This is a genomic window from Streptomyces sp. ADI96-02, from assembly GCF_003846185.1.
GTDB lineage: Bacteria > Actinomycetota > Actinomycetes > Streptomycetales > Streptomycetaceae > Streptomyces.
On sequence record NZ_ML123034.1, the window covers coordinates 2,448,248 to 2,471,495 of the forward strand.

Below are 23,248 nucleotides of genomic sequence, written 5' to 3' on the forward strand. Positions count from 1 at the left end.
TGACCCGACCTTATCAGAAACGCGCCGGTCGAAATAAACAACCGGAAGGCTTTCGATAAGAGGATCGTGCGGCTCGGCGGGATAACTCAGTTACCGCAGCACGAGCGAGATGTGAAACTACGCGGTCATCCCGAACTTGTCCAGTCCGAGGCAACCGTTCGAATCTACCTCCCCACGTCCACCGTGTCAACGGCTTTGTGGGCGAAGAGGAGACTAGCAGCTCAGCAGGGGCGGTCGCACATCGGTGGTCACGCCGCAGACGGAAGTTCGGCGCTGCGTTCGACCGCCGCGAGGTCACCGGTCTCGCCGGCCCGCACCGCGCGGCGGCCCAGGATGTAGACGTACGCGAGAAAGGCCAGTTCAGCGACTACGCCGATGGTGATGCGGGCCCAGGTCGGAAGACCCGACGGGGTCACGAACCCTTCGATGGCTCCGGAGACGAACAGCACCAGAGCGAGGCCCAGGGCCATGCCCAGTGCGGCGCGTCCCTGTTGTGCGAGAGCGGCGCGGCGGGTGAGCGGTCCGGGGTCGATCACCGTCCAGCCGAGGCGCAGGCCGGTGCCGGCGGCCACGAAGACCGCGGTCAGTTCCAGTAGGCCGTGAGGGAGGACCAGGCCGAGGAAGGTGTCCAGACGGCCGACGGACGACATCAGCCCGATGCCGACGGCGAGGTTGAGCATGTTGACGAAGAGGATCCAGATCACGGGTACGCACAGGAACGCGCCCAGCACGAGGCACATCGCCGCGGCCTGAGCGTTGTTCGTCCATACCTGCGCGGCGAACGACGCCGCCGGGTGGCTGGAGTAGTACGTCTCGTACTCGCCGCCCGGCCGTGTCATGTTCCGAAGGTCCTCCGGAGCGGCGATCGCCGCCTGCACCTCCGGGTGCGCGCCTATCCACCAGCCCATGAGTGCCGCCACGGCCGTCGACAACACCGCGACGGGGACCCACCAGTGCCGCGAGCGGTAGACGGCGGCCGGAAAGCCCGCCGTCAGGAAGCGGGTCGCGTCACGCCACGAAGCCTTGCGGGTACCCGTCACGGTCGACCGGGCGCGGGCCACGAGCTGGGTCAGGCGAGCGGTGAGCAGAGGATCCGGCGCGCTCGACTGGATCAGGGAGAGGTGCGTGGCCGTGCGCTGGTAGAGGACGACGAGTTCGTCGGCTTCCGCGCCGGTCAGGCGGCGTCCTCGGCGCAGGAGATGGTCCAGGCGGTCCCACTCCGTGCGGTGGGCGGTGACGAAGACGTCGAGGTCCATGGGCGGCTGTTGCTCCAGGCATGGGTGCGTACGGGTCCGTACTACTGCGGCGCGCTGTCGGTCAGCTTGGCAGACTGGGCCGGGCTCGGGCAGGGAAGGTCGGCGGAGGGTGGGGGCCATGAGTGAGCTGGTGACGGGCGACGCGGTTGTTCTGGGACTGCGGCCGGCCAGGCTGCCGAGCCGGGCCCTGGCCTCGGCGATCGATCTGGCGGTGCTCTTCGCCGCCTTCCTCGTCGTCTCGGTCGCTCTGGGGATCGCCTCCCGGTCGCTGGACGAGGCGGCCGTCGCGGCGATCGGGGTCGCCTCGTTTCTTCTGGTGCTGGTCGGCGGCCCCGTCGCGGTGGAGACGCTGAGCCGTTCCCTGGGCAAACTGGCCTGCGGGCTGCGTGTGGTGCGGGACGACGGTGGGCCGATCCGGTTCCGGCACGCGCTCGTGCGCGGGGCGATGGGGGTCGTCGAGATTCTCACGACGTTCGGCGTCCTGGCTTGTATCGCGTCGCTGGTGTCCGCTCGCGGGCGGCGGCTCGGTGACGTGTTCGCGGGAACGCTGGTCGTGCGGGAGCGTGTGGTGACGGGGCAGTCGGTCGCGGTGCCTCCGCCTCCGCCGTGGCTGGTCGGCGCCTTCGCGCACCTCGATCTGTCGGCGGTGCCGGACGGACTCTGGCTCTCCGTACGGCAGTACCTGACGCGGATGCACCAACTGGATCCGGGCGTCGGTCGGGCGATCTCCGAGAGGCTGGCCGGCGACCTGGTCGCGCGGACGGGGACGACGGCGCCGCAGGGCGTGACCGCTGCGGCGTTCCTGGCGGCGGTGGTGCACGAACGGCAGGCGCGCGACGCGCAGCGCGTGTTCTCGGTGAGGGCTCTGCCGGCCGCGCCAAGGCCCGTTGCGCCCGTGTCCGGCGCGGCTGGTGGGGTTGGGCCTCAGGAAGCCCTTGGGGCTGATGGGGCTCATGGGGCTCTGGGAGCCCCTGGTACATCCAAGGTTGCCGCTGCCGCGCCCGGCGAGGTTCCCAAGAGGGCGCCGGGGAGCGGACGTTCGTCGGATTCGGTGGGGCCCGACGGTGGGGCGGGCCGTGCGCCGTCCGGTTTCGCGCCTCCGGCCTAAGGGCGGGGTGAGGGGGGCGTCTCCAGGTGTTCCAGCTCGATGCCGGGGGCGGAGAGGACCACGTCCCCTGCTACGTGAACGGTGTGCCGTTCACCGGTGTCCAGGGCGCTGACCTGGTATTCGTCCACCATCAGGGGTCCGTTGTCAGTGGGGTGCGCTTCACTGTTCACCAGAGCCCAGGACTGGTCGACGGTACGGGGCGCGAGGACCGGGTCCGTGAAGGTGACCACGCGGACGCGGGTTTCGGAGGATGCGGGGGTGAGGCGCAGCAGACGGGTCAGGGCGACGAGGAACGAGGGGGATGTGCCGGAGAAGGCGTGGGCGCGGACGTTGCCTTCGGTGGCGTGAGCTCCGGTGGGATCGGACCGGACCCAGGTGACGCCTTCGAGGGCGGCTCCTCGCACCTGCCAGCCGGAGGCGTGGAGTTCGAGCCGGAGCGGGCGGCCGAGCTCGTCGAGGGTCAGGTCGACGGACCCGAGGTGGTCGCCCGAGGGGGTCGTGGTCTGGGAGACATAGCGCCAGCCGGACGGGCCGGGCGCGCAGTGGAAGTGTTCTTCGCCGAGGGGGGTGTGATCGTGAAGGTCGTGGAGCGAATACCTACCGCGGGGCATGGGGTCCTTCGGGTTCCTCCGGCGGTGCGGGGGCGGTAACGGGGCAGGCCCCCGACACGGGGGTGCGGGGGCCTGCTCTGTCGGTCCGCTCTGTCGTCCGCCGCCGGGTTCGGTGCCTCCGGCGGCCGGGTGCGCATGACGCGCCCGGCCACCGGCGGCGCCGGATCAGTAAGCGGTGGGACTCAGTAGCGGTAGTGGTCGGGCTTGTACGGGCCGTCGACCTCGACGCCGATGTACGCGGCCTGCTCCGGACGCAGGGTCGTCAGCTTGACGCCGAGGGCGTCGAGGTGAAGGCGGGCGACCTTCTCGTCCAGGTGCTTGGGCAGCACGTACACGTCGGTCGGGTACTCCTGCGGCTTCGTGAACAGCTCGATCTGCGCGAGCGTCTGGTCGGCGAAGGAGTTGGACATGACGAACGACGGGTGACCGGTCGCGTTGCCGAGGTTCAGCAGGCGGCCCTCGGAGAGCACGATGAGGACCTTGCCGTCCGGGAACGTCCAGGTGTGGACCTGCGGCTTGACCTCGTCCTTGACGATGCCGTCGATCTGCGCCAGGCCGGCCATGTCGATCTCGTTGTCGAAGTGGCCGATGTTGCCCACGATGGCCTGGTGCTTCATCCGGGCCATGTCCGAGGCCATGATGATGTCCTTGTTGCCCGTCGTGGTGATGAAGATGTCGGCCTGCTCCACCACGTCGTCGAGCGTGGCGACCTGGTAGCCGTCCATCGCCGCCTGCAGCGCGCAGATCGGGTCGATCTCGGTGATGATCACGCGGGCGCCCTGGCCGCGCAGCGACTCCGCGCACCCCTTGCCCACGTCGCCGTAGCCGCAGACGACGGCGGTCTTGCCGCCGATCAGGACGTCGGTGGCCCGGTTGATGCCGTCGATCAGGGAGTGGCGGCAGCCGTACTTGTTGTCGAACTTGGACTTGGTGACGGCGTCGTTGACGTTGATCGCCGGGAAGAGAAGGGTGCCGTCACGGTGCATCTCGTACAGCCGGTGGACACCGGTCGTGGTCTCCTCGGTCACACCGCGGATCTCGGACGCCAGCTGCGTCCACTTCTGCGGGGCCTCACCGAGGGTGCGGTTCAGCAGGGTGAGGATGTGGGCGTACTCCTCGCTGTCCGCGGTCGACGGGTCCGGGGCCGCGCCGGCCTTCTCGAACTCGACGCCCTTGTGGACCAGGAGGGTGGCGTCGCCACCGTCGTCGAGGATCATGTTCGGGCCGCCGGTGGGGGTGTTCGGCCAGGTCAGGGCCTGCTCCGTGCACCACCAGTACTCCTCCAGCGTCTCGCCCTTCCAGGCGAAGACCGGAACGCCCGCAGGGGCCTCCGGCGTGCCGTTCGGGCCGACGGCGATGGCGGCGGCGGCGTGGTCCTGGGTGGAGAAGATGTTGCAGGAGGCCCAGCGGACGTCGGCGCCGAGGGCGACGAGCGTCTCGATGAGCACGGCCGTCTGCACGGTCATGTGCAGCGAGCCGGTGATCCGCGCGCCGGCCAGCGGCTGGGCGGCGGCGAACTCCTTGCGGATCGACATCAGGCCGGGCATCTCGTGCTCGGCGAGGGTGATCTCCTTGCGGCCGAAAGCGGCGAGGGAGATGTCGGCGACCTTGAAGTCCTGGCGATTGGCGGCCGTCGTCATAACGGGCTGCTCCTCGTATTGGGTCGAGGGTGGGCTGGGCTGGCTCTGCGGCCTCGGGCACACGAATGCCCGAGAGTTCGCAGTGCAGTCCGTCGGAGGCCCTCTGTCCCTCGGCCGGCCCGCTCCAGCGGACCGCTCGACCGCCATCAGCAGCGACGTCTGTCTCGCCTCCGAATCTACACCGAACGGCCCACCGAGCCCCAGCCCGTTCAGGGAGCGGAACGGGCCGGGGGCTGTCTCCGGGGCGATCGGGCCGATGCGCAGGGGGTCAGTGGCCGGAATTCGCCGAGGCCGGGCCGTTGTCCGGGTCGGGGTTCGGGGGCGTGCCCCGGTCCTTGTCCAGGGGTGCGGCGGGGTCGTCCGGGCCGGGCCGGTTCCCGGCCTCACGGACGGCGGCGGGGGCGGGCCGGCCGGGGTTGGTGCCGTCAGCGGCAGCCGCCGCGTTGAAGATGTCCGGCTCCAGATAGATGACCCGGGCGATCGGGACGGCGTCGCGGATCCGGGTCTCGGCGGCGTTGATGGCGTCGGCGACCTGGGCAGCGGTCTCGTCGTGCCGGACCGCGATCTTGGCGGCGACGAGCAGTTCCTCGGGGCCGAGGTGGAGGGTGCGCATGTGGATGAGGGCGGTCACGGTGTCGCCGTCGACCACGGCCGACTTGATCTTCTCGACGTCCTCGATGCCCGCGGACTCACCGAGCAGAAGGGACTTCGTCTCGGCGGCGAGCACGATCGCGATGACGATGAGGAGGATGCCGATGCAGAGGGTGCCGATGCCGTCCCAGACGCCGTTGCCGGTTCCGAGGGCGAGGCCGACGCCCGCCAGCGCGAGGATCAGGCCGATCAGGGCGCCGAGGTCCTCCAGGAGGACGACCGGCAGTTCCGGGGCCTTGGCGCGGCGGACGAACTCCGTCCAGGAGCGGTCGCCCCGCGTCGCGTTGGACTCCTTGATCGCCGTACGGAAGGAGAAGCTCTCCGCGATGATCGCGAAGATCAGCACGCCGACCGGCCAGTACCACGCCTCGATCGCGTGGGGGTGCTTGATCTTCTCGTAACCCTCGTAGACGGCGAACATGCCACCCACCGAGAACAGGACGATGGAGACGAGGAAGGCGTAGATGTACCGCTCACGGCCGTAGCCGAAGGGGTGCTGAGGAGTGGCTTCGCGCTTGGCTCGCTTGCCGCCGAGCAGGAGAAGCCCCTGGTTGCCCGAGTCGGCGAGCGAGTGGACGCTCTCCGCGAGCATCGACGACGAGCCACTGAAGAGGAACGCCACGAATTTGGCCACGGCGATCGCGAGGTTGGCGGCGAGTGCCGCCACGATCGCCCTGGTTCCGCCTGACGCGCTCATGAGTGCGTGGTGTCCCTTCGTCGGTGTGCGGCACGTGCCGCCGCGGTACGGCGGCGGCACATTGTTGCAGCCGCCGGGACGGAGGGTGGGTCAGGCGCCCACGGTGGCACGGAAGAGTGTGCCCGCTCCTGAGGCTTCGACCGCTTCGCCGGCCGGTACGAAGACGGACTCCCCCGGAGCCAGTTCGAGGTCGCCGACGCGGAGGGCCCCGGCCGTGCAGAGCAGGATCTGCGGGCCGGCCGCGGTCAGTTCGGCGGGGTCGCCGCCGGCGGCGAGGGTGTAACGGGACAGGGCGAACTCGTCGGCGGGCGTCTCGTACAGCTCCTCGCCGGAGGGCGCGGCCTCCGGGCGCAGCACGCCCGGTTCGGTGGCCTCGAAGCGGACGATGCGCAGGAGTTCGGGTACGTCGACGTGTTTGGGGGTGAGACCGCAGCGCAGCACGTTGTCCGAGTTGGCCATGATCTCGACGCCGAGGCCGTCGAGGTAGGCGTGCGGGACTCCGGCGTCGAGGAACAGGGCTTCGCCGGGCTGGAGTTGTACGTAGTTCAGCAGCATCGCCGCGATGACGCCCCGGTCCCCCGGGAAGTGGTGGGCGATGCGGGCGTACGGGGCGTGGGCCCCACCGAGCCGCTCGGCGGCGGCAGCCGCCTCGGCCACGGTCTCGGCCATCTCGGCCGGGTCGGCGCCGAGGACGGCCGTGAGCACTTCGCGCAGGGCCGCCTCCTCGGGATGGGCGCGGAGCAGGTCCACGTACGGCTTGAGGGAGTCGACGCCCAGGGACTCCATCGCGTCCGCCGCCTCGGTGGGCCTGCGGAAGCCGCAGAGGCCGTCGAAGGGGGTGAGGGCGCAGATCAGTTCGGGCTTGTGGTTCGCGTCCTTGTACGTGCGGTGGGCGGCGTCGATCGGGACGCCCCGGGCCTCCTCGTCCGCGTAGCCCCGGCGGGCCTGGTCGAGGTTCGGGTGGACCTGGAGGGAGAGCGGCGCGCCCGCGGCGAGGATCTTCAGGAGGAACGGGAGGCGGGGGCCGAACCTGGTGACGGTGGCCGCTCCGAGCTCGCCCACGGGGTCGGCGGCGATGACGTCGGTGAGGGCGAGTTCCGCCCCCGCGAGCTCCGTCGCCGCGGCGGCGGCATCGTCGGCGGTGAGGTCCCCGTCAGGGGTGGCGGTGGTTTCGGTGGTGGGGCGGCGGAATATCCGGGAGGGGGCGCCGGGGTGGGCTCCCATCCACATCTCGGCCTGCGGTTCACCGGTGGGGGCGGTACCGAGCAGCGCGGGAATGGCCGTGGTGGAGCCCCAGGCGTAGGGGCGCACGGTGTTGGACAGCCGGTCCATGGAGTCGTCCTCGGTGGTGCGATGCGGAGGGCAGAGGGGCGAAGAGGCGGAGGGGCGGAGGGGCGGAGGTGCGCAGGGGGTGGTGGCGACGGCGGGTGGCGTGTCGGGGCGGCGGGCCTGGGTCCGTGACTGCCGGATCAGGACTGCGGGATCAGAACTAGCGGTTCGTGACTGCCGGTTCAGGGCTGGGGAGCGGCGGCCAGGGACAGGTAGACGGCGGCGAAGTCGGTGATCGCCAGCAGCTCGGCGAGGGCCTCCAGTTCGCTGCCCTCCTCCGGTTCCAGCTCGCTGACGGGTGTGTCGTGTCCCAGGGCCAGTTCGCGGGCTGCCGGATAGGCGCTGAGGCCGCCCGTCGGCCGGTTCCGCAGGAGGACGACCCTGGCCCTGAGGGTTTCGCCCTCGTCGACCCGGTCGCGGAAGAAGTCGTCGGGGTCCGCGCCCGCGGCGAAGTCCCCGGCGAGCAGCGTGCCGTGCGAGGGCAGCGCCTCGGGAAGCTCCGCGGTCAAGGCCGGGCGGCCGGCGAGTTCGGACAGGACGGCGGCGAACCGGCGGCCCACCGGGCCGGCCGCCTCGCCCTCCGTCCAGACAAGGGGCAGGCTGTCGGCGAGCTCGGCGGCCAGCGTCTTGGCGGGGTTGCTGTACGTGGCGATGGCCGGGCCGCAGCGTTCGGCGGTGCGGTCCAGGCGGTCGGCGACCTTGCGCAGTTCCTCGGCGGGGGCGGTGAGCAGGCCCACCCGGTCGAGGAGGGCCAGCAGCGGGGTGAGCAGCGCCCACAGGGTGCCGGGTCCCGCGGCGGAAGCCTCCGCGTCGTACTCGCCGTGCGGGGCGGCGGCCAACGCCACGACCAGGCCGTGCACGCCGTCGACCGCTTCGCGCAGCGGCGAGCGGGTCGGGGCGACGGCGACGACGGTGCAGCCTCGCCGGTATGCCTGCTCGGCGAGGAGCGCGAGGCCGGGCTCGGAGCCGTCGGCGGTCACGATGAGGAGGAGGTCCACGGATCCGGCCCAGCCGGGCAGCGTCCACCGCAGGGCGCCCGCCGCCGGTGCGACGCCCGTGGGACGGATACGGGTGACGGGGGCGGCGGCCCCGGCCAGCGCACCGATCAGGTCCGCGACGCCGGACGCCGCGGTGCCGGGCCCCGCGACGAGCACGGCTCGGGGCCGGCCCTCGGGGTTCAGTCCGCCGATGCCCGCCTCCGCGGCGTTCCGGGCGGCGGTGCGGACGCGTGCGCCTGCCTCGGCCGCGCCGCGGAGCAGGTCGCGGCGGTCGGCTCGGGCCAGCGCCTCCGGGGCGTCGAGCAGGGACTCGTCGAGCATGGCGGTGAGCCTCCGATCACCTTGTGGGCTACGGGTGCGGGGCGGGTGGCGCGGTCGCGGGCCCGGACGGTGGAACGGTGTCCGGTCCGGCCCGGGGGTCGTGCACCGTACGCTGCCCGGCGCGCGTCGCCTCGTGGTCAGGCGGGGCGGCGGGCCTCGTCGACGAGGAGGACCGGGATGCCGTCCCGTACCGGGTAGGCGAGGCCGCAGTCGGCGCCGGTGCAGACCAGCTCCGGCTCGGCGTCCGCCGAACGGTCGTCGAGCGGGGAGTGGCAGGCCGGGCAGGCCAGGATCTCCAGGAGGCCGGCTTCGAGCGGCATGAGGTGAGTCCCTTCGAGCATGCGTGGTCCGATCCACATGGATCAGGCGTCGTCAGCCTACCGCCGGGGTGGCGGGGACGCGGCCCGGCCCGGGGTGCGGAAACGGGGAAGGTGGGGAGGGGTGCGCTCGGGAGCGGGGGCGGCCGGATCCGCGCGCCGCGCCCCCCGGCTCCCGTGCCTCCCTCCCCGAACCGGCCCTGCCGATCCCGCAGCTCAAGGCCCGCGGTTCCCGCAGCTCCATGCCCGCGGTTTCCGCAGCTCCATGCCCGCGGTTCTCGCAGCTCAGGCGACGCGGATCAGCGCCAGGACCTCGTCGCGTACCGCCGCCATCGTCGTCTCGTCCCCCGCCTCGACGTTGAGGCGCAGGAGGGGTTCCGTGTTCGAGGCGCGGAGGTTGAACCACCAGTCGGGGGAGGTGACGGTGAGGCCGTCCAGGTCGTCGAAGGCGATGTCGTCGCGGTCGCCGTAGGCGGCCCTGACCGCCGCCAGCCGGCCGGCCTGGTCGTCCACGGTGGAGTTGATCTCGCCGGAGCCCGCGTACCGGTCGTAGACGTCGACCAGCTCGGAGAGTGGGGCGTCCTGTCCGCCCAGCGCGGCGAGGACGTGGAGGGCCGCGAGCATGCCCGTGTCGGCGTTCCAGAAGTCGCGGAAGTAGTAGTGCGCCGAGTGCTCGCCGCCGAAGATCGCGCCCTGTTCGGCCATCTCCGCCTTGATGAAGGAGTGGCCGACCCGGGTGCGGACCGGGGTGCCGCCGTTCTCGCGGACGACCTCGGGGACGGACGCGGAGGTGATCAGGTTGTGGATGACCGTTCCGCTGCCGCCGTTGCGGGCCAGCTCGCGGGCGGCCACCAGGGCCGTGATCGCGGACGGGGAGACGCCCGCGCCGCGCTCGTCGACCACGAAGCAGCGGTCGGCGTCGCCGTCGAAGGCGAGACCGAGGTCGGCTCCCTCCGCGAGTACGCGGGCCTGGAGGTCGACGATGTTCTTCGGGTCGAGCGGGTTGGCCTCGTGGTTCGGGAAGGTGCCGTCCAGCTCGAAGTACATCGGTACGAGGTCGAGCGGAAGGCCGCCGAAGACGGTCGGGACGGTGTGGCCGCCCATGCCGTTGCCGGCGTCCACGACAACCTTGAGGGGCCTGATCGCGGAGAGGTCGACCAGGCCGAGGAGATGGGCGGCGTAGTCGTCGAGGGTGTCGCGTTCGGTGACCGTGCCCGGTGTGACGGCGGGGGCGGGCCGCTGGGCTCCGTCCTGCGACCACGTCTCGACCAGGGTCCGGATCTCGGTCAGGCCGGTGTCCTGGCCGACCGGCGCGGCTCCGGCCCGGCACATCTTGATGCCGTTGTACTGGGCGGGGTTGTGCGAGGCGGTGAACATCGCGCCCGGCAGGCCGAGTGCCCCCGAGGCGTAGTACAGCTGGTCCGTCGAGCAGAGCCCTATCAGCGTGACGTCGGCGCCGCGGGCCGCCGCGCCGCGTGCGAACGCGCCGGAGAGCCCCGGTGACGTGGGGCGCATGTCGTGGCCGACGACGATGGCCTCGGCCTCCGTGACCTGGACGAACGCGGCTCCGAACAGTTCGGCCAACGACTCGTCCCACTGGTCGGGCACCACGCCGCGCACGTCGTACGCCTTGACGAGCTGGGACAGATCAGCAACCACGGCCGGTCCTCCTGATGATTCTGCGGAGCGCCCAAACTACCCGGCCGGGCGGCGCCTCAGGAGTCGGGTGAGCGGAGCACCCGCAGGTGGCCCCGGCGGGCCACCTCCACCGGGTCGGCGGAGCGGGGGCCCCGGCCGCCGCCGTCGGCTCCGCGCTCGCGGGGCCGTGCCGCTTCCCGTACCGCGTTGGCGAGGGCTTCGAGGTCGTCGCCGCTGGGGTGCGCGGGGGCCGATCCGTCGGAGAGCCGGACCACTTCCCAGCCCCGTGGCGCGGTCAGCCGCTCGCTGTGCTCGGCACAGAGGTCGTAGCAGTGGGGCTCGGCGTAGGTGGCGAGCGGGCCGAGGACCGCAGTCGAGTCGGCATAGACGTACGTCAGTGTCGCGACGGCAGGGCGGCCGCACGCGGTGCGCGAACAGCGACGTACAGGGCTCACGATGTTGGACGGTACCGCACTCTTGAGCGGGCTGCGACGACTCTCCCTCGGGTCACCCTGCCGTGTCGGCCGGTGGTCCGTGGCCCGGGCGGCGGCCGGACGGCCACCCTGACCTGCGCCGCGACGCGGGCGCGACGGCCACGCGGAGGCCGCTGGGATCGCCGGACCCGGTGGATGGTCACCTCGGGCGAGTCGTCGATGATCGGATCACACGCCTGAAAAGGGCTCATCCTTGGCCGGAATGTTCAACTGCGGACATCCCGAACAGGGCTCCGGACCGCCCCGGGGCCGTCCCACGCGGTCCCGCGTCGTCCCCTGTCCGTCCCGTGTCGCCGTCGCCGACGGGTCGTCCGGTCGGGCGTTACGCTGCGTCGGTGATGGACAGCTCCGTACCTTCCTCCCACCCGTCCGAGCCGCGGCCCCGGCGTCGCGACCGTCATGGCCGCGGTATGCGCGGGCCGGTCGCGCCGCCGCAGGTGCCGCTGTCGGTCAGCCGGGGCGAGACGTTCCGCGACCTGGTCCAGGACTCGGTGGAGCGGCTGGAGCGGCGCTGGCCCCAGCTGGCCGAGGTCGACTTCGTCGTCATGGACGTGCCGGGCACTCCGGAGGAGGTCGTTCCGCTGGGCAGCGCCCTCTCGGCCGCCAAGGGCCGGCCCGCGCAGATCGTCGTCTACCGGCGTCCCGTCGAGATCCGCACCAAGAGCCGCGACGAACGCGCCCTGCTGGTGCACGAGGTCGTCGTGGAGCAGGTCGCGGAGCTGCTGGGGCTCGCCCCCGAGTCGGTCGACCCGCGGTACGGGCAGGACTGAGGTCCGTCCCCCGGGGGGAGCGCCTGGTCGGCACCGCCCCCGGGCCGGGGACGGTCCGGCGTGCGGCCCGGGTCGGGCGGCGGCAGCGGGTGGAACGGCGGCGGGTGGAACGGCGGTCGGTCAGTCGTCCAGGACCGAGAGGTCCTGCCGGGCCGCCGGGACCCGTACCGTGCCGCCGTCGTCGGGCAGCGTCTGCACGGTGAACATCTTGACGCCGCCTCCCGGGACCATGAGGGTGCGCGAGGCGTGCACCGGGCCGCCGGAGACCGTCTCGACGGTCAGCGCGTACGTGCCCTTGAGCCCGGCCGGAGGGGTAGGCGTGACGGCCATGGTCGTGCCGGCCTTGACCGTGTACGTCGCGACGGCCGGCTCGCCGCCCCCGCTGCCCGCCGACGCGGTGACCTTCACCCGGGCCCCGGCGGCGGGCGCGGTCAGGGAGAGCGTGGAGCCCTTGGCCCGGTTGTCGGTAACGCTCGCCCGCGCTCCGACCGGCGCGGTGGCGGGGATGTAGGCGATCTCCTGCCCGGCCCCGGTGCCCCGGACCACGCGCAGCGCGGCCACGATCTCCGTCGCCCGGTTCTTCTCGACGGGGATCAGGCGCAGGGATCCGGCCTCGCCGCGGGTGACGTCCCTGAGGTCGGCGGTCGCCGTCATCCCCGACTTGATGTGGAGGGTGTCGTTCCCGGCCGGGGAGAACGTGGACGTCTTGCCCATGAGCTGGACCTTCACGTCCGCGTCGTCCTCGCCGGGCGCGTAGGCCACCAGCTGTACGGAGGTGGCGTCGGCCGGGATGCCGGGCATCACGAGCGAGGCGGACGGGTCCTCGGAGGCGGTGAGCCAGTCCGTGCCCGCGGACTCGTCGGCGGTCCTGATCACCGCGCCGATCCGTCCGGAACGGGTGGTGACGTGGGCGGTCAGGTCCTTCACCGCGTCCGGGGTGAGCGTGGAGAGCAGGAGCGCGACGCTGGAGCGGGCGGGCACGGTGATGCCGTCGCCCACGTCGGACTTGAGCGCGCCGCCGGGGCCGTACAGCTCGATGTCGGCGACGGCCGCGGCGTCGTCCGGGTTGGTCAGGTGCACGTAGTCCTGGCGGGACTTCGCGGTGCTCGCGCCCGGGAACCAGAAGTCGGTGTCCGGGGCGGTGCAGCCGACGCCGAGCAGGCCGCGGGCGGTTCCCGCGGTGATCGTGGTGGTCTGCTGGGCGGCCCAGCCGGGGGCGAGGCGGCCGGTGGCGGTGCCGACGAGCGCCGGGGCGTCGGAGCCGTCGGCCTCGGCGGTGACCGGTCTGCCGGGCTCCCGCACGGCGAGGACCGGCTTGTCGGCCTTCTCCTTCGCCTTCTTCGCGGCTTCCTCGGCCTTCTCGCTCTTCTCCGTCCTCTCCGGGTCGGTCCCGGCGTCCTGCTCTTCGTCGAGGACCGGCAGGGCCGGCTTCAGTTCGGCGGCGCCCTCGGCCCCGCCGCCCTTCCCCGCCGGGGTGAAGGAGGTGTACCGCGTCTCCGCGAGGTCGGAGCCGCCGGGCGCCGGGCAGACCAGGCTGGAGCGCTCCACCGGCAGGACGGAGGCGGTCGTCGCCTCGGTGGCCGGGTCGCCGGGCTCGGTCAGCGAGGCGACGCCGGTGACGGCGGCCAGCGCGACGGCGGCGGCGATGAGGGACAGGTGGGTGGACTTCACTCGGACTCGCCTCGCGATGCGTTACCGGTCTGCCACGGGGCCTGGCCCGGGGCCGGGGGGTCGACGTGCTCGCCGTTCCCGGCGGGATGGTCGGGATCGGGGTACTGCTGCGGCTGTTGCCGCCCGGTGTACTGCCCGTACTGGTCGTACTGGTCGTGCTGCTCGTACTGGTCGTGCTGCTCGTACGGGCCGCCGTGCGGAGCGCCGTCGCCCTGCCCGTCGTACTGCTGTCGGGGCGGCTGCTGCTGTCCGTACGGGTCCGGGGCCGGGTAGCCGCTCGGGTCTCCGTAGCCGCCGGGGTATCCGGCGTTCCGCTGCTGGTACGGGTCGTCGCCGTACGCGGTGTGATCGCCCTGCGGGTACGGGGCGTTGTAGTCGCCGCCGCCCTGTTGCCGGCCGGTCCACTCGTCGTACCGCTGCTGGCGCGGAACGGCCGCGTAGCCGCCGGAGGCGTCCTGGGCGTCGTGGCCGGGCGGAGCGGCGTGGCCGGTGGCCGTGTCGTAGCCGGGCTGGGTCCCGTAACCGGAGGGGTCGGCGTACGGATCGCCGGTCTGCTGGGCGGGGATGGCCGGGGCGTACTCCCCCGGGTCTGCCGCAGCCGCTTGTCCGGGGCCGTGCGCCGCGCCCGCGGTGGCGGGCTCCGGTGCGCCGGGGCCCGGGTCGCGGGGGCCGTCCTGCGGGTTGTGCTCGCCCGCGGCTTCCGCCTGGGCGGCGGCACGCAGCCGGCGGGCGCGCCGTCCCTCGCCGTCGGCCGGCTCCTCGGCGGGGACGGGGGCCTCCTCGGGCAGGTCGTCGTCGATCTCCCGGCGGCGGCCCGGCAGGGCCATGACGATCAGGACGACGACGAGCGCGGCCTGGGTCCAGATCCAGGCGGAGTGCGTGATCGGGGCGTCGTACGCGAGGTCCAGACGGCCGCCCTCGGCGGGCAGTTCGAAGCCCTGTGCCCAGCCGTCGACGGTCTTGGCCGTCAGCGGCTTTCCGTCCAGAGTGGCCCGCCAGCCGGGGTCGGCCGCGTCGGCGATCCTGAGCACCCGGCCGGCCGCGCCCGCGGGGATCTCCGTGCGGGCCTCGACGGCGAGTGAGCCGACGGGGACGCGCTCGCCCTCGCCGGACGCCGGGACGATCATGACGCGCGCCACCTGGCGGTCGACGCGCCACAGGGCGCTGCCGTCGAGCTGGCTGAGGCGGCTGAGGCCGGGGGTGGTGTCGAGGACGCGGCTCATCCGGCGGGGCGCGCCGTCGCGGACGAGGACGTACCGGATCGCGAACCCGCTGAGCTGGGTGCCCTGGTCGGCGCCGGAGCCCGCGACCAGGTTGGCGACCACCTTGTCGAGGTGGCTGTTGCCGCCGCCAGCCTCGGTCAGTTCGGCGTCGCCGAGCCGGACGCCGGATCCGCGGACCAGGCTGTAGGCCACCGACTCGGACGAGGTGCCGCCGAGGACGAGGGTGCGCGGCTGGTCGCGGGTCGTGCTCTCCTCGGCCACGAACGCCGGCACCTGTACGGGGTCGCGGCGCTCCAGTGGGCCGTCCGCGCCGCCGATCATCCAGCCGAACGCGGCCAGGACCGGGGCCAGGCCGGCGGCCAGCGCGATCAGGACCGCGACGGGCTGACGCCAGCCGAAGCTCTGCTCGGCGACCCGGATGCGGGCCCCGTCCGCGCCCACCAGGGCGGCGGCGATCAGCGCGATGCCGTAGACGAGGGTGGCGGGTCCGGCCCAGGCCGATTGGTTGGCGAAGGCCGCGAAGAGCAGGGCGACGAGCGCGACCGCCCAGGCGGACCGCACCGCGAACTGCCGTTCGTCGCGCAGCAGGGCGGCGAGCGCGGCGAGCACGATGCCGAGGAGCAGGACGCCTCCGGCGGCGTTGGGGCCGCCGGGGCTGAGGGAGAGGAGGTCGAGCGCGGAGGCTCCGCCCGTGCCGATGTCCAGGCCGGCTTCGTCCAGGAAGGCGGCCGGGTTCGTCAGGAGGGTCAGCGACCAGGGGGCGAGGACCAGCATCGGGGTGCCGACGGCGGCCAGGAAGCGCAGGGCGTACGCCGTGATGTCCCTCCGGCGGAGCACCAGCACGCCGAGGCCGAGGACCGCGGCGAGCGGCCAGACGACGGGGGTGAACGCCGTCGTGACGGTGAGGAGCAGGGTGTACGCCCAGGTCGCGCGCCAGCTGCCGCGTGTCGCGTCGGGGCCGCCGCCGGACCGCAGTCCGTGCGCGGCGACGCCCGCGCGGGCGATCAGCGGCAGCAGCACGAGGAGGACGGCGGTGCCGAGGCGGCCGGTGGCCAGAGCTCCGGTCGCGGCGGGCAGGAAGGCGTACGCGACGCTCGCCCAGGCCCGCAGCAGCCTCGACGGGAGCAGCGGCCGGGAGGCGAAGTACGCGGTGAGCCCGGCCAGCGGGACCGAGCAGATGAGCAGCAGGCCGACGGCGAGGCCGGTGGAGCCGAGGAACAGGGCCGACAGGCCGGCGAGCATGGCCAGGTAGGGCGGTGCGGTCTGGGTGCCGCCGGTGCCGACGGTGTGCCAGGCGTCCGCGTAGCGTCCCCACAGCTCGCCGACGCCCTCGGGCGCGGGCAGGAGTGCTCCGCCCGCCAGTGCGCCGCCGCCGAGCAGGTTGCGGCAGGCGATGAGGGAGACGACGAGGAGCAGGAGGAAGAGGAGGGGGCCGGGCTTGCGGCCGATGCGCTTGAGCCGGGCGAACTGGTCGACTTCGAGGAAGTCGGCGTCGTCGCCGCCGGGGCCGGACTCGACGGCTCCGTGCCGTGAGCCTCCGGTGTCGGTGTCCGCACGGCCGCCGAAGTTGCCGGCGACCTGGTCGACGGTGGCCCGGACGGTGGCGCCGGGCGGCGGGAACAGGGCGCGCAGTTCGGCCGCGTCGACGGCGCCCTTTCCGCGGCTGCGGCGCGCGGCGAGGATGCGTCCCGGCCGCAGGAGGGTGCCGAGCAGGCCGGTGACCTCGTCGAGCGCCTGGCCCGGCACCTTGCCGACCAGGTACGCGAGGGTGCGGAGCAGGGTGCCGACGACGAGCCGGATCAGGATCCAGGGCAGGGCCTTGGCCCGCGCGTTGACGAGCATCGTGTAGACCGCGCCCGCCTTGTCGACGCGGTGCGGGCCGACGACCGACCGGCCGGCGCAGTCGATGGGGCGGCGCTCGCGTGCGGACGCCTCGGCGTGCCGCAGGACGGCGTCCGGGGCGACGAGGACCCGGTGGCCGGCCAGGTGGGCGCGCCAGCAGAGGTCCACGTCGTCGCGCATCAGCGGGAGTCCGCGGTCGAAGCCGCCCAGTTCCTCGTACACGTCGCGGCGGATGAGCATGCCGGCGGTGGAGACGGACAGCACGGTGCGGACCTGGTCGTGCTGGCCCTGGTCCTGTTCGCGGCGGTCGAGTCCGGTCCAGCGGCGTCCGCTGTTGGCGATGGAGACGCCGACTTCGAGGAGTTGCTTGCGGTCGTACCAGCCGCGCAGCTTGGGTCCGACGATCGCGGCGTGCTGGTCGGTGTCCACGACGCGCAGCATCGCGGCGAGCGCGTCCGGTTCGGGGGCGCAGTCGTCGTGGAGCAGCCAGAGCCACTGCACCGGTTCGCCGTGGGGCAGTTCGGGCAGGTCGTAGTTCTCGTCGACCCAGGTCCGGCCGACGGGGTCCCAGCCGCCGGGGCGCTTGAGGTACGGCAGGTCGTCGGGGGTCGGTTCGCCCGCCGTGCGCGCCGCCTCCTCGACGGCGGTGCCGAAGCTCGTACGGCGTGCGAGGTGCAGGACGCGTTCGCCGCCGAGCGCCTCGGTGACCAGCCGGGCGGAGTCGTCGGCGCTGCCGGTGTCGGCGGCGACGACGTTCTGTACGGGGCGTTCCTGCCCGAGCAGCCCGGCCAGTACGTCGGGCAGCCAGCGGGCGCCGTCGTGGGAGACGAGCACGGCGGTGACGACGTGCCGGGGGAACTCTGGGGCGGCGGCGACCGCGTTCGGCGCCGCCGAGTGGCTGTGCACGGACATCGAGGTACGGGCCCTCCGGCCGGGTCCGGGGGCGTATCCCCGGGGGCTGCATCGGTGTACACGCGTGCCCCGGCGGGGCGTTGGCGCGTCTCGGACGGGGCCCCACACTAACGGTACGGATACGTGGTGGTGGCCCCGAGCGCGTGAAGGCCCCGGTCGCGGACGTGCTGACGGCCCGTGGTCCGGCCCCTCTGCGCGAGGGGCGGGCGAACGGGCCGTCGGCGGGAGTGCGGGGCGGCTGCCGCCGGTGGCGGTGGCGGTCGCGACAGGGCGTCCTGGGGACGGGACGTCCTGGGAGCGGTACGTCCTGGGAGCGGTACGTCCTGGGAGCGGTACGTCCTGGGAGCGGTACGTCCTGGCGGCCGGGCGGGCCGCGTCGGGGTGGTACGGGGCGGGGCCGTCGGGCAGAGCCGTCGGGCGGAGCCGGGGTGGGCCGGTGCCGGCCGGAGTGGTGCTTCAGGTGTGGCAGGGGCGCGGGGATTCGCGCCCGTCAGATGGCGGCCTTCTTGAGACGCCGCCGTTCACGCTCGGAGAGCCCGCCCCAGATTCCGAAGCGTTCGTCGTTGGCGAGGGCGTATTCGAGGCATTCCGAACGCACCTCGCAGGCGAGACAGACCTTCTTGGCCTCGCGGGTGGAACCGCCCTTCTCGGGGAAGAAGGACTCGGGATCGGTCTGGGCGCACAGTGCGCGCTCCTGCCAGCCGAGTTCCTCGTCCGCGTCCTCGACCAGCAGTTGCTGGAACAGCTCGGTCATGTGCGCCCCTCGTCTGTCTCTTGCGTCCCGTGGTCCGGCCCTTGCCGACGGCCGAACGACACGAGTGAAATTACAAGTGTGTAGCTCCAGGCCAGTCAAGCGAGGATCTGCTATCGGCCCAGGGATTCACTCTGCGGAACCAAGCGTATGCGGAAAGTGTCCAAATCGCCAAAAACCTGACATATGCCACCGGCGTCGCCATGACGCACCTTCTCCGGCCTTCTCCTGCTGAAGACGATCGAAGGTGCCCATACGTTGCGATTCGATCACTGAAGCGACCAAGATCACAGTCAGATCACGGGGTCTCAACCATGTTTGGGCACACGGCTGATGCGCCATGTCTCCGCGCAGGCGGGCGCGCAAACCTTTCTTCCTGCGAGGCAACCGGAAGAGGTGAAAGATTGCCCCCAAATCGGGCATCGAGTTGACAGAGGTGCACCTGAGCCGGTCTCCTGGACCGCATGTCAGCGATCGCAGCGATGCACGTCACCCACGTCCGTGGGTTCCGCAGCGCTGTCCAGGCCCGCTGTTGCTGTTCCAGCTGTCACAGCTGTTGAAGCCCTAGCGCTCCAGCTCTGATCCAGCCTCCTTGCTCCCGCGTTTCTCCCGTAGCCCGTCAGCCCTGGCGCGGGCTGCTCACGCTCATCGCGACTCCCCCGCACGCGCACCCCCCATGCCGAGGAACCACCGCACCCCATGAACAGCGACAGCGACCTCCAGATCGCCGGCGACATCCTTGAGGTCCAGCACCTCCTGCGCCCCGCCCGCGAGCATCCCTCCACCGTCTCCGAATTCGTCGGCCTCGCCCGATCCATCGCCGCGGACCGCGCTCGATGGGCCGGTCTCGTCCGGTACGACAGCACCACCCGCTGGTACCACCGCCTGCACACCGTTCCGGCGGCTCCCGGCTCCGCCCGAGCGGAGGAGACACCGCTCGGCTACGAGGTGTGGCTGCTCAGCTGGGTGCCGGGCCAGGGCAGCGGACGCCACGACCACGGCCGTTCCGCGGGCGTGCTGACGGTGCTGGATGGCGAGTTGACCGAGCACACCGCGAGCGGGACCCGCACGCTCGGACCCGGGGCGCAGCGCGTCTTCGCGCCCGGCTACGTCCACGAAGTGGTCAACGACTCGCTCGAACCCGCCGTGAGTCTGCACGTCTACTACCCGGGCCTGACCGAGATGCCCATGCACCCGACGCAAAACGCCCCGACGGCCGTGGATGTCGTACCCGCCTGACAAACTGCTGCCATGCGCATTGTTGTTCTGGCCGGCGGTATCGGCGGTGCCCGTTTTCTGCGCGGCCTCAAGCAGGCCGCGCCCGACGCGGACATCACGGTGATCGGCAACACGGGTGACGACATCCATCTGTTCGGGCTGAAGGTCTGCCCCGACCTCGACACCGTGATGTACACCCTCGGCGGTGGCATCGACGAGGAGCAGGGCTGGGGCCGGAGCGACGAGAGCTTCCGGGTGAAGGAGGAGCTCGCCGCGTACGGGGTCGGGCCGGGCTGGTTCGGGCTCGGCGACCGCGACTTCGCCACCCACATCGTCCGTACGCAGATGCTCGGCGCGGGCTATCCGCTGAGCGCGGTCACCGAGGCGCTCTGCGCGCGCTGGCGGCCGGGCGTGCGCCTGCTGCCGATGACCGACGACCGCGTCGAGACGCATGTCGCCGTCGAGACGGACGGCGAGAGCAAGGCGATCCACTTCCAGGAGTACTGGGTGAAGCTGCGGGCCTCCGTCGAGGCGCGGGCGATCGTGCCGGTCGGGGCCGAGCAGGCCAAGCCCGGGCCGGGCGTGCTGGAGGCCATCGGCTCCGCCGACGTCATCGTCTTCCCGCCGTCGAACCCGGTCGTCTCGATCGGCACCATCCTCGCCGTGCCCGGCATCCGGGAGGCGATCGCCGAGGCCGGAGTGCCGGTCGTCGGCCTCTCGCCCATCGTCGGCGACGCGCCCGTGCGCGGTATGGCGGACAAGGTGCTCGCCGCGGTGGGCGTCGAGTCGACGGCCGCGGCGGTCGCCCAGCACTACGGTTCGGGACTGCTGGACGGCTGGCTCGTCGACACGGTGGACGCCGGTGCGGTGGACGAGGTGGAGGGCGCGGGCATCCGCTGCCGGGCGGTGCCGCTGATGATGACGGACGTGGACGCCACGGCGGAGATGGCCCGGCAGGCGCTGGCCCTGGCCGAGGAGGTCCGGGCGTGAGCGCGCCGACGGGCGGCGGTACGGAGTCGGGGCGCGGCCCGGGGTCGGGCGGCGGTACGGAGCCGGGGGCGCTTACGGCGTCGGAAGCCGGTTCGGGGTCGGAAGCCGGTTCGGGGTCGGTGGCCGGTGCCGTGTCGGTGGGCGGTTCGGGGTCGGTGGCCGGTGTCGACGGAGCCGCCGCCTCCGGTGGCGCGCCCTCGTTCCGGGTCTGGGCGCTGGGCGGTGTGCCCGAGGTCCGGGCGGGGGACGATCTGGCGAAGCTGATCGCCGGTACGGAGCCGGGGCTGGTCGACGGTGACGTCCTGCTCGTCACCTCGAAGATCGTCTCCAAGGCCGAGGGCCGGATCATGGAGGCCGCGGACCGCGAGGCGGCCATCGACGCCGAGACCGTCCGGCTGGTCGCGCGGCGCGGGACGCTGCGCATCGTGGAGAACCGCCAGGGGCTGATCATGGCCGCCGCCGGGGTCGACGCCTCGAACACCCCGGCCGGCACGGTGCTCCTGCTGCCCGAGGACCCCGACGCGTCCGCCCGCCGGATCCGGAACGGGTTGCGGGACACGCTCGGCGTGGAGATCGGCGTCGTCGTCACGGACACCTTCGGGCGGCCCTGGCGCGCCGGGCTGACGGATGTCGCGATCGGTGCGGCCGGAGTGCGGGTGCTCGACGATCTGCGCGGCGGCACGGACTCCCACGGCAACCCGCTCTCCGCGACCGTCGTGGCCACGGCCGACGAGCTGGCGGCGGCGGGCGATCTGGTCAAGGGCAAGGCGGCCGGGCTGCCGGTCGCCGTGGTGCGAGGTCTGCCGCAGGTCGTCGTTCCGGCGGACGAGGCGGACCCGGGAGCGCGTGCGCTGGTGCGCGGCGCGGCCGACGACATGTTCCGGCTCGGTACGTCGGAGGCGGTGCGGGAGGCGGTGACGCTGCGGCGCACGGTCCGCGAGTTCACCGACGATCCGGTGGACCCGGGTGCGGTGCGGCGGGCGGTCGCCGCGGCCGTGACGGCTCCGGCGCCGCATCACACGACGCCGTGGCGGTTCGTCCTGCTGGAGTCGCCGGAGTCGCGGGTGCGGCTGCTCGACGCGATGCGGGACGCGTGGATCGCGGACCTCCGGCGGGACGGCAAGAGCGAGGAGTCCATCGCGAAGCGGGTGCGGCGGGGCGACGTGCTGCGCAACGCGCCGTATCTGGTCGTGCCGTGCCTGGTGATGGACGGCTCCCACACGTACGGGGACGAGCGGCGCGACGCCGCGGAGCGCGAGATGTTCGTGGTCGCCGCCGGTGCGGGCGTGCAGAACTTCCTGGTGGCGCTGGCGGGTGAGCGGCTCGGGTCGGCGTGGGTGTCCTCGACGATGTTCTGCCGGTCCGTGGTGCGGGAGGTGCTGGAGTTGCCGGAGTCGTGGGATCCGCTGGGCGCGGTGGCCGTGGGGCGGCCGGCGGGGGCGCCGCGGGAGCGGGGGGTGCGGGATGCGGAGGCGTTTCTCACCGTGCGGTGAGGCGGGGTAGGGGGAGGCGGGGGCGGGGGTGAGACGGCGGCGGGCTTCCGGGTGCGGTCCGGGTGTGGTGCCGCTGCGCGGGGCTTGTCCCCTCCCCGTCCCTTCCCGTAACCGGGGCTCTGCCCCGGACCCAGCTCCTCAGGCGCCGGAGGGGCTGAGTAGGGGGCTCGGCCAGGGTGGGAACTCGGCCAGGGGTGGAAAGGCGCCGGTCACAGGGCGGCGATGTTGCGCGGGGTCATCCTCGGTGCGCGGCGTTTCGGGGTGTGGCCCGAGAGCAGGATCAGGCGCGTCGCCCGGTGGCGCTGGCCCGCGTAGGGGGCGAGCAGGGCCAGCATCTCCTCGTCGTCCGCGTGTCGGTTGTCCGCGAGCGCGTGGCCGACGATGCCGGGGAGGTGGAGGTCGCCGACGGTGACCGCGTCGGCGGCTCCGTTGGAACGTTGAAGTGTCTCGGCCGAGGTCCAGGGGCCGATGCCCGGGATCAGCTCCAGGCGGGCCCGCGCCTCGGGCAGGTCCATCGCCGCCGCTTCCTCCAGCCGGTGGGCCACCCGTACCGCGCGCAGGATCGTCGCGGAGCGCTTCGCGTCCACCCCCGCCTTGTGCCACTCCCACGACGGGACCATGGCCCACGTACGCGGGTCCGGCACGACGTACAGGCCGAGGTCGGCGGTGGGGCCGGGGGCGGGAGTGCCGTAGCCGCGGACCAGCAGCCGCCAGGCCCGGTACGCCTCGTCCGTCGTGACCTTCTGCTCCAGGATCGAGGGGATCAGCGATTCGAGCACCAGGCCCGTGCGCAGCAGCCGCAGCCCCGGGCGGCGGTGCCGGGTCAGGGCCAGCAGGCGGTGGCGCGGAGTGAAGGCGTCCGGGTCGTCGTCCGCGCCGAGGAGCGTGGGGAGCCCGGACAGAAGCCAGTCCGCGCCCGGCCCCCAGGCCGCCGCGCGGATCGAGGCCCCATGGGCCGTGACGCGCAGGGTGCCGGGCCCCTCGGGCGTACGGGTCGTCCGCCACACCGTGCCGTCCGAGGTCATCCGGAACGTCGGATCGGCCGGGCCCCGGCGCAGCGGTCCCAGCACGAGGCGGAGGTCCAGCGGATAGGGCGGGGACCAGTCACGGGTGCGCGGCGGCTCGTCCGACCGGGTCGGGGCGGCCTGGTGCGGGAGGGCCGCTCGTGCGGTGCGGGGCGCGAATCGTCCTGCCACGGATGGAAGCCTCGTCGTCGTTCGCCGGGTCGTCGGTCATTGGTCGTCGGTCATGGTCGTCGGTCATCGGCCGTCCACGCCCTGACGGTCGGGGTGGGTCGTGGGAGCCGAGCGCCTGGGCG

General features: G+C 73.0%; 18 protein-coding genes. 5 read left to right on the forward strand and 13 right to left on the reverse strand.

The annotated features are described in order from the left end of the window. Positions 1-248 precede the first annotated feature (248 nt). The gene (locus tag EES43_RS10585; RefSeq protein ID WP_124268501.1) at positions 249-1,256 is read right to left on the reverse strand and encodes a stage II sporulation protein M; all 1,008 of its coding nucleotides are present in this window, start codon (positions 1,254-1,256) and stop codon (positions 249-251) included. Positions 1,257-1,374: 118 nt separating this feature from the next. On the opposite strand from EES43_RS10585, the gene EES43_RS10590 reads away from it, so the two are divergent. Then, positions 1,375-2,364 (forward strand): RDD family protein, encoded by a 990-nt coding sequence (locus EES43_RS10590; protein WP_124268502.1) that lies wholly within the window; start codon positions 1,375-1,377, stop codon positions 2,362-2,364. On the opposite strand, the gene EES43_RS10595 is transcribed toward EES43_RS10590, so the two are convergent. The 8 genes from EES43_RS10595 to EES43_RS10630 form a co-directional block, all read right to left on the reverse strand. Then, positions 2,361-2,975 carry a hypothetical protein gene (locus tag EES43_RS10595; protein WP_124268503.1) on the reverse strand — a complete coding sequence of 205 codons (615 nt, stop codon included), beginning with the start codon at positions 2,973-2,975 and terminating at the stop codon, positions 2,361-2,363. The two genes, EES43_RS10590 and EES43_RS10595, sit on opposite strands and share 4 nt — an antisense overlap. A gap of 182 nt (positions 2,976-3,157) precedes the next feature. Next, a complete protein-coding gene (gene ahcY, locus EES43_RS10600) occupies positions 3,158-4,615 on the reverse strand; it encodes an adenosylhomocysteinase (protein ID WP_124268504.1) in 1,458 nt (485 codons plus the stop codon). 268 nt (positions 4,616-4,883) lie between these two features. Next, complete coding sequence (locus EES43_RS10605) at positions 4,884-5,963, reverse strand: cation diffusion facilitator family transporter (protein ID WP_124268505.1); 1,080 nt, start codon at positions 5,961-5,963, stop codon at positions 4,884-4,886. 90 nt (positions 5,964-6,053) lie between these two features. Continuing rightward, the gene (manA, locus tag EES43_RS10610; RefSeq protein ID WP_124268506.1) at positions 6,054-7,295 is read right to left on the reverse strand and encodes a mannose-6-phosphate isomerase, class I; all 1,242 of its coding nucleotides are present in this window, start codon (positions 7,293-7,295) and stop codon (positions 6,054-6,056) included. A 179-nt stretch (positions 7,296-7,474) separates the two neighbouring features. Then, on the reverse strand, positions 7,475-8,611 hold the full coding sequence (locus EES43_RS10615) for an SIS domain-containing protein (protein ID WP_124268507.1): 1,137 nt from the start codon (positions 8,609-8,611) through the stop codon (positions 7,475-7,477). Positions 8,612-8,748: 137 nt separating this feature from the next. Beyond that, positions 8,749-8,931 carry a Trm112 family protein gene (locus tag EES43_RS10620; protein ID WP_124268508.1) on the reverse strand — a complete coding sequence of 61 codons (183 nt, stop codon included), beginning with the start codon at positions 8,929-8,931 and terminating at the stop codon, positions 8,749-8,751. A gap of 282 nt (positions 8,932-9,213) precedes the next feature. Beyond that, a complete protein-coding gene (locus EES43_RS10625) occupies positions 9,214-10,587 on the reverse strand; it encodes a phosphomannomutase/phosphoglucomutase (protein WP_124268509.1) in 1,374 nt (457 codons plus the stop codon). 56 nt (positions 10,588-10,643) lie between these two features. Continuing rightward, the gene (locus EES43_RS10630) at positions 10,644-11,021 is read right to left on the reverse strand and encodes a DUF3499 domain-containing protein (RefSeq protein ID WP_206430030.1); all 378 of its coding nucleotides are present in this window, start codon (positions 11,019-11,021) and stop codon (positions 10,644-10,646) included. A 377-nt stretch (positions 11,022-11,398) separates the two neighbouring features. Here EES43_RS10630 and EES43_RS10635 point away from each other — a divergent pair, with 377 nt between their 5' ends. Further along, a complete protein-coding gene (locus EES43_RS10635) occupies positions 11,399-11,830 on the forward strand; it encodes a metallopeptidase family protein (protein WP_124268511.1) in 432 nt (143 codons plus the stop codon). Between the two features lie 120 nt (positions 11,831-11,950). Here the strand turns inward: EES43_RS10635 and EES43_RS10640 are convergent, their stop codons facing one another. The 3 genes from EES43_RS10640 to EES43_RS10650 all read right to left on the reverse strand — a co-directional run bounded on the left by EES43_RS10640 (position 11,951) and on the right by EES43_RS10650 (position 18,232). Then, positions 11,951-13,501 carry a DUF5719 family protein gene (locus EES43_RS10640; protein WP_124268512.1) on the reverse strand — a complete coding sequence of 517 codons (1,551 nt, stop codon included), beginning with the start codon at positions 13,499-13,501 and terminating at the stop codon, positions 11,951-11,953. Beyond that, the gene (locus EES43_RS10645) at positions 13,498-17,478 is read right to left on the reverse strand and encodes a glycosyltransferase (protein ID WP_124268513.1); all 3,981 of its coding nucleotides are present in this window, start codon (positions 17,476-17,478) and stop codon (positions 13,498-13,500) included. The genes EES43_RS10640 and EES43_RS10645 overlap by 4 nt, the downstream gene beginning before the upstream one ends. A 490-nt stretch (positions 17,479-17,968) precedes the next feature. Continuing rightward, positions 17,969-18,232, reverse strand: a complete 264-nt coding sequence (locus EES43_RS10650) for a WhiB family transcriptional regulator (protein WP_014046372.1) — start codon at positions 18,230-18,232, stop codon at positions 17,969-17,971. Between the two features lie 696 nt (positions 18,233-18,928). Here EES43_RS10650 and EES43_RS10660 point away from each other — a divergent pair. The 3 genes from EES43_RS10660 (at position 18,929) to EES43_RS10670 (ending at position 21,930) form a co-directional block, all read left to right on the forward strand. Further along, positions 18,929-19,468, forward strand: coding sequence for a cysteine dioxygenase (locus EES43_RS10660; protein ID WP_124268514.1), 540 nt, complete (start codon positions 18,929-18,931; stop codon positions 19,466-19,468). Positions 19,469-19,480: 12 nt separating this feature from the next. Next, entirely contained in the window at positions 19,481-20,437 is a 957-nt protein-coding gene (cofD, locus tag EES43_RS10665) for a 2-phospho-L-lactate transferase (RefSeq protein ID WP_124268515.1), read from the forward strand. A gap of 137 nt (positions 20,438-20,574) precedes the next feature. Beyond that, the gene (locus EES43_RS10670) at positions 20,575-21,930 is read left to right on the forward strand and encodes a coenzyme F420-0:L-glutamate ligase (protein ID WP_124271894.1); all 1,356 of its coding nucleotides are present in this window, start codon (positions 20,575-20,577) and stop codon (positions 21,928-21,930) included. Positions 21,931-22,139: 209 nt separating this feature from the next. Here the strand turns inward: EES43_RS10670 and EES43_RS10675 are convergent, their stop codons facing one another. After that, positions 22,140-23,126, reverse strand: coding sequence for a DNA-3-methyladenine glycosylase family protein (locus EES43_RS10675; RefSeq protein ID WP_124268516.1), 987 nt, complete (start codon positions 23,124-23,126; stop codon positions 22,140-22,142). Between the last annotated feature and the right edge of the window lie 122 nt (positions 23,127-23,248).

Excerpts from the sequence above, each read along its gene's own strand:
- EES43_RS10585 (WP_124268501.1), bottom strand. The coding sequence starts at position 1,256 with ATGGACCTCGACGTCTTCGTCACCGCCCACCGCACGGAGTGGGACCGC.
- EES43_RS10590 (WP_124268502.1), top strand. The coding sequence starts at position 1,375 with ATGAGTGAGCTGGTGACGGGCGACGCGGTTGTTCTGGGACTGCGGCCG.
- EES43_RS10595 (WP_124268503.1), bottom strand. The coding sequence starts at position 2,975 with ATGCCCCGCGGTAGGTATTCGCTCCACGACCTTCACGATCACACCCCC.
- ahcY (WP_124268504.1), bottom strand. The coding sequence starts at position 4,615 with ATGACGACGGCCGCCAATCGCCAGGACTTCAAGGTCGCCGACATCTCC.
- EES43_RS10605 (WP_124268505.1), bottom strand. The coding sequence starts at position 5,963 with ATGAGCGCGTCAGGCGGAACCAGGGCGATCGTGGCGGCACTCGCCGCC.
- manA (WP_124268506.1), bottom strand. The coding sequence starts at position 7,295 with ATGGACCGGCTGTCCAACACCGTGCGCCCCTACGCCTGGGGCTCCACC.
- EES43_RS10615 (WP_124268507.1), bottom strand. The coding sequence starts at position 8,611 with ATGCTCGACGAGTCCCTGCTCGACGCCCCGGAGGCGCTGGCCCGAGCC.
- EES43_RS10620 (WP_124268508.1), bottom strand. The coding sequence starts at position 8,931 with ATGCCGCTCGAAGCCGGCCTCCTGGAGATCCTGGCCTGCCCGGCCTGC.
- EES43_RS10635 (WP_124268511.1), top strand. The coding sequence starts at position 11,399 with ATGGACAGCTCCGTACCTTCCTCCCACCCGTCCGAGCCGCGGCCCCGG.
- EES43_RS10645 (WP_124268513.1), bottom strand. The coding sequence starts at position 17,478 with ATGTCCGTGCACAGCCACTCGGCGGCGCCGAACGCGGTCGCCGCCGCC.
- EES43_RS10650 (WP_014046372.1), bottom strand. The coding sequence starts at position 18,232 with ATGACCGAGCTGTTCCAGCAACTGCTGGTCGAGGACGCGGACGAGGAA.
- EES43_RS10660 (WP_124268514.1), top strand. The coding sequence starts at position 18,929 with ATGAACAGCGACAGCGACCTCCAGATCGCCGGCGACATCCTTGAGGTC.
- cofD (WP_124268515.1), top strand. The coding sequence starts at position 19,481 with ATGCGCATTGTTGTTCTGGCCGGCGGTATCGGCGGTGCCCGTTTTCTG.